The organism is Streptomyces sp. RP5T (assembly GCF_003933965.1).
Lineage (GTDB): Bacteria > Actinomycetota > Actinomycetes > Streptomycetales > Streptomycetaceae > Streptomyces.
Genome location: NZ_RSAJ01000630.1, coordinates 1 through 4,579, shown reverse-complemented (window position 1 = coordinate 4,579; position 4,579 = coordinate 1). Strand labels below are relative to the sequence as shown.

At 69.1% G+C, this 4,579-nt stretch carries 2 protein-coding genes and 1 tRNA gene; 2 read left to right on the top strand and 1 reads right to left on the bottom strand.

Features of this window, described 5'->3' with window-relative positions; translation table 11 throughout:
• Nucleotides 1-103 precede the first annotated feature (103 nt).
• A tRNA-Gly gene (locus tag EHS43_RS37965) sits at nucleotides 104-177 on the top strand.
• 270 nt (nucleotides 178-447) lie between these two features.
• Here EHS43_RS37965 and EHS43_RS37955 read toward each other — a convergent pair.
• The gene (locus tag EHS43_RS37955) at nucleotides 448-2,712 is read right to left on the bottom strand and encodes an MMPL family transporter (RefSeq protein WP_185806587.1); all 2,265 of its coding nucleotides are present in this window, start codon (nucleotides 2,710-2,712) and stop codon (nucleotides 448-450) included.
• A gap of 675 nt (nucleotides 2,713-3,387) precedes the next feature.
• On the opposite strand from EHS43_RS37955, the gene EHS43_RS37945 reads away from it, so the two are divergent.
• On the top strand, nucleotides 3,388-4,579 hold a 1,192-nt coding region (locus EHS43_RS37945), incomplete at its 3' end, for a sodium:proton antiporter (RefSeq protein WP_125195159.1).

Genomic DNA, 4,579 nt, shown 5'->3' with positions numbered 1-4,579 from the left:
TCCCACCCCCCAGACGCACTCAGGCCCCACGGCTTCAACGCCGGGGGCCTGGCATGAGGTAAGGTAACGTTGCGTTCGGCACCGGTTCCGTCCGGCGTCTCGCGCGGGTGTAGTTTAATGGTAGAACATCAGCTTCCCAAGCTGAGAGCGCGAGTTCGATTCTCGTCACCCGCTCCATGGTTAAGGCCCAGGTCGGAGACCCGGGCCTTTTTGCTGTCCGCGATGATCAGCGGTCGCGTGCCAGATTCGTGCCAGAACGCTGATCGCCCGCCGTACCCGGTGGATCATCCGGCACACCAGCAGCTTCCTGGCGCGCCCTCCGTACGGTCGCGTCGAGACCGGCTGCAACTTCCTGCTGTCGATCGTCGCCGAAGCTGCTGCGCCGGAAGTGAGCACCCCTCTCGCCGAGGAAGACCAGCCCGTCAGCCCCCTTGCCCGGTTGGCGGGTCAGTCGAGGCCGACTCGGGGAAGGTGCCGGTCCAGGAACGCCGGTACCCACCAGTTGGCCCTGCCCGCGACCTTCATGAACGCCGGTACCAGGAGCAGGCGGACGAGCGTCGCGTCCAGCAGGACCGCCACTGCCAGGGCGAGGCCGAATTCCTTGAGTTCGAGCACGTCGGCGACGAGGAAGCAGCCGAAGACGGCCGTCATGATGACCGCGGCGGCGGCGATCGGTCTCGCCGTGTGCGCCAGGCCCTTCGCCACCGCGTGGTCGTTGTCGTGCGTGCGGAGGTACTCCTCCCGCATGCGGCCGATGAGGAACACCTCGTAGTCCATGGACAGGCCGAACAGCAGCGCGAAGACCATGATCGGGAGGTAGACCTGGACGAAGCCCACGCTGGTGAAGTCGAAGAGGCCCTCCAGGTGCCCTTTCTGGAACACCCAGGTCGTGATCCCGAAGGCCGCGAAGGTCGCGAGCAGGTTCAGCAGGACCGCCTTCAGCGGCAGCAGCAGCGAACGGAAGATCAGCAGCAGGTAGAAGAACGTCAGCGTCAGCACCATCCCCATGACCAGGGGGAGTTTGCCTAGTGTCTCGTCGGACAGGTCGGCGAACTGTGCTGTCTCGCCGCCCACCAGCATCTGCGGGCCGGCCGACGCGGTCCGCGCGGGGATCACCTCGTCGCGCAGGTCCTCCACCAGGCCGGTCGCCTCGGAGGAGTCCACGGGAGCCCTCGGCACGATCGTGATGACCGTGCGGTTGCTCCCGCCGCCGACGTTGACCGTCTGCGCGAGGATCGGCTTCACCGCCGGATCCTGCTCCACCTGTTGCAGCGCCTTCGGGGACACCGTCCCCGTCGTCTGTCTGAGCAGCGTCGAGACGGAGTAGACGCCGGCCACCCGAGGGTCCTTCGCCAGCGACGCCGTGAACGAGTCGATCGTCGCCAGGTCGCTCGCGCTGAGCGCGCCCGAGCCCTCGTGCGACGCCAGGACCTGGACCGGGGACAACGCACCCGCGCTGAACTTGTCGGCGAGGATCGCGGCGCCCTTACCGGACGGCTCGTCGGCGATCGCGGAGATGCCCAGGTCGATGCCCAGCTTGATGCCGGCCGTCGGCAGGGCGAACAGGATCAGCAGGGCCGCGGCGGGGATGGCCAGCCATGGGCGGGCGAGAACGGTACGGGCCCAACGCTCCCAGCCGCCGGGCCGTCCGGTCGCGTCCTCGACGTCCTCCTTCGGCTGCAGACGCCGGGGCAGTGCCCCGCGGTTGACCCGCTCGCCGAGCGCCGCCAGCAGCGCGGGCAGCATCGTCCAGGCGACCACGAGCGTGCACAGGACCACCAGTACGGAACCCAGCGCGATGCCGTGGAACAGCGGTGAGTCCACCACGAACAGGGAGAGCAGGGAGATGGCGACGATCGCGCCGGAATAGGCGATCGTGCGGCCGCTCGTCGCCATCGCCACACCCACCGAGTGGGCGACGGCGTCAGCGCGTTCCCCGCGGCGGGCACGGGTCAGCTCCTCGCGGAAGCGGAACAGGATGAAGAGGGAGTAGTCGATCGAGATCCCCACTCCGATCATCGTGACGATCGAGAGGAGAAAAGCGTCGAACACCGTCACGGTCGTCAGCACGGCGAGGACGCCGAAGGTGGCCGTGAGGCTGACCAGAGCGGTGATCAGAGGAACGAACGAGGCGACCAGCGCGGCCAAGGCGATGAGCAGAACCAGGAAGGCGATCGGAATGCCGATCGACTCGGCGTGCTCCACGTCGGCGTTCTCCACCTCGGTCAGGTCGTTGGCCGTCGGTGAGTACCCCGTCAGATAGGCGTGGACCGGGGAGCCGCCCGCCGCGTCCCGTACGACGTCCTGGAGGTCGGCGGCCCTATCGCCGCGCTCACGGTCGTCGCCGGCCAGGCCCAGTGAGGCCACCGCCGCCGAGCCTCGCGACAGGACGTTCTGCATGCCGGGGTCGGTGGGCCCCAGCACGGAGGTGACCCCCGGCTCGTCCCGTACGGCCTTCACCACCCGGTCCACGGCCTGGACGTACTCCTTGTCCTTGATGGTCAAGGTGTCCGAGTCGAAGACGATCACATCCTGCTCGGCCCCGGCGGAGGGAAAGTCCGATGCGAGCAGTTGGGTGACCTGCTGGGAGTCCGAGCCGGTCACGCTGTAGTCGGACGCGGCGAGAGTCGAGATCAGATGGGGATACGCCAGGCCCGAGGCAACGAAGATCACGGCCCAGAAGGACAGGACCCACCATCGGCGGCGGGCCACCCAACTGCCCCACCTCGCCGGACGTCCGGCACGGGAACGGCCGGGTGGGCCGCCGGAACCGCCCGCACCTGCCGAACCGGCGGTGGACATCATGAGTGCCGCTGACTTTCCCTCGTGACGGCCGGGGCCGTGAGGCGCTTCTCGCTGATGCTTGCCGTCGGTCCCAGCCGCAGGTACCGGTGCAAGCCACGGCACACGTATCCGTCAGGAGTCATGGATGTGCTCCCTACTCATCAGCGCTCCAGCAGCTCTGCCGGGCGGCCACACTTCCTGCCCTTCAGCCAGCGCACACGTTAATGTCCGGAATTGGATTGTTTAGGATGACATGCCGATTTTCCTGCGCCGCGCAGAATGCTGGACACGTCGGCGCGACACCCGCCCGTCATGGAGCGTCGCGCCCACAGCGTGCGCAAGGGCGACCGGCCCCTCCGGGCACCGCATCGCTGGTCCGGTCCGCCACCCGACCGGGGGATCCGCATGTCGGTCGTCCAGCTGGTGCCCCCTCCGAGCCAAGACCGCCACGGGCCAGGGGCGTGCGGGCCGCGGGCCCCGAACGCGGGGTCCGGGACCACGGCCCTGGCAGCCGTCCGTTGGGGGTGGCCGGGAGGCCGAGGGCTTCCCGTGGAGTGACCATGAGCGAGATGACCGGTGACAGGGCATGGAGGACCGCGAGCGGTGACGACTGACGACATCCTGTTCGGTGTGGGCCTGACCTTCGTCCTCGCGGTCGGCTCCCAACTGGCCGCCGGCCGTACGCGCGTCCCGGCACTGATCATTCTGCTCCCGGCGGGTTTCATCGCGGGGGCGCTCACCGACGACATCCATCCCGACCGGTTGCTGGGGCCGGCCTTCGGCCCGCTGGTGTCGCTGTCCGTGGCCTTGATCCTTTACGACGCCGGCCTCGGACTCGACCCCCGCAAGCTCCGTGGGAACACGCGCAGCACCGTGGTCAGACTGATCGTGCTGGGCGTGGCGTTGTCCTGGATCACCGTCGCCCTGCTCGCCGGCCCCGTGCTGGGGCTGTCGGCGCAGTCGGCGGTGATGCTCGGCGCGATCCTCGTCGTCTCGGGGCCGACGGTCGTCGGCCCCCTGCTGGCCTTCGTCCGGCCGACGGACCGAGTCCGGACTGTCCTCTCCTGGGAGGGCTCCCTGGTCGACCCGGTGGGGGCCATTCTGGGGGCGCTGGTATTCGCGGCCGTCCTCGACAGCGGCCACGACAAGTCCGCCGGCTACCAGGTGGTGCAGTTCCTGATCAGCGTCGGGGTGGGGCTGGCCGGAGCCGCGGTGGGAAGCGCGCTGCTGTGGCTGCTGCTGACCAGGGTCCGGCCCGGTGCGGTGCTCGGCACCACCGGTCAACTGGCCACGGTGGTCGCGGTGGCCGCGGTCTGCGACATCGTCCGCGACGACAGCGGACTCATCGCCGCCATCGCCATGGGCCTGGCCGTGGCCCGTCTGCCCGGTGTCGACATGCCCGAGCAGCACCCGTTCTCCGAGACGCTGCTCCAGTTGCTCATCGGGCTGCTGTTCATCTCCATCTCCTCCACGGTCACCCCGGCGTCCTTGCGCCATGTGGTTCTGCCCACGCTCGGGATCGTCGCCGTTCTCGTCCTGGTCACGCGGCCTCTCGCCGTGTGGCTGGCCACGCTGGGAGCGGACCTGAAACGTGGCGAGCGGGGCTTCGTCGCATGGATGGCCCCACGCGGCATCGTGGCCGCGGCCAACGCCTCCACCTTTTCCGTCGGCCTGATCGGCGCGGGCGTCGACGGGGCTTCCAAGATCCTGCCGGTCACCTTCCTCACCATCGCCGCGACCGTGACGCTCTACGGTCTGACGGCCGTACCCGTCGCCCGCCGGCTCGGTGTCACCC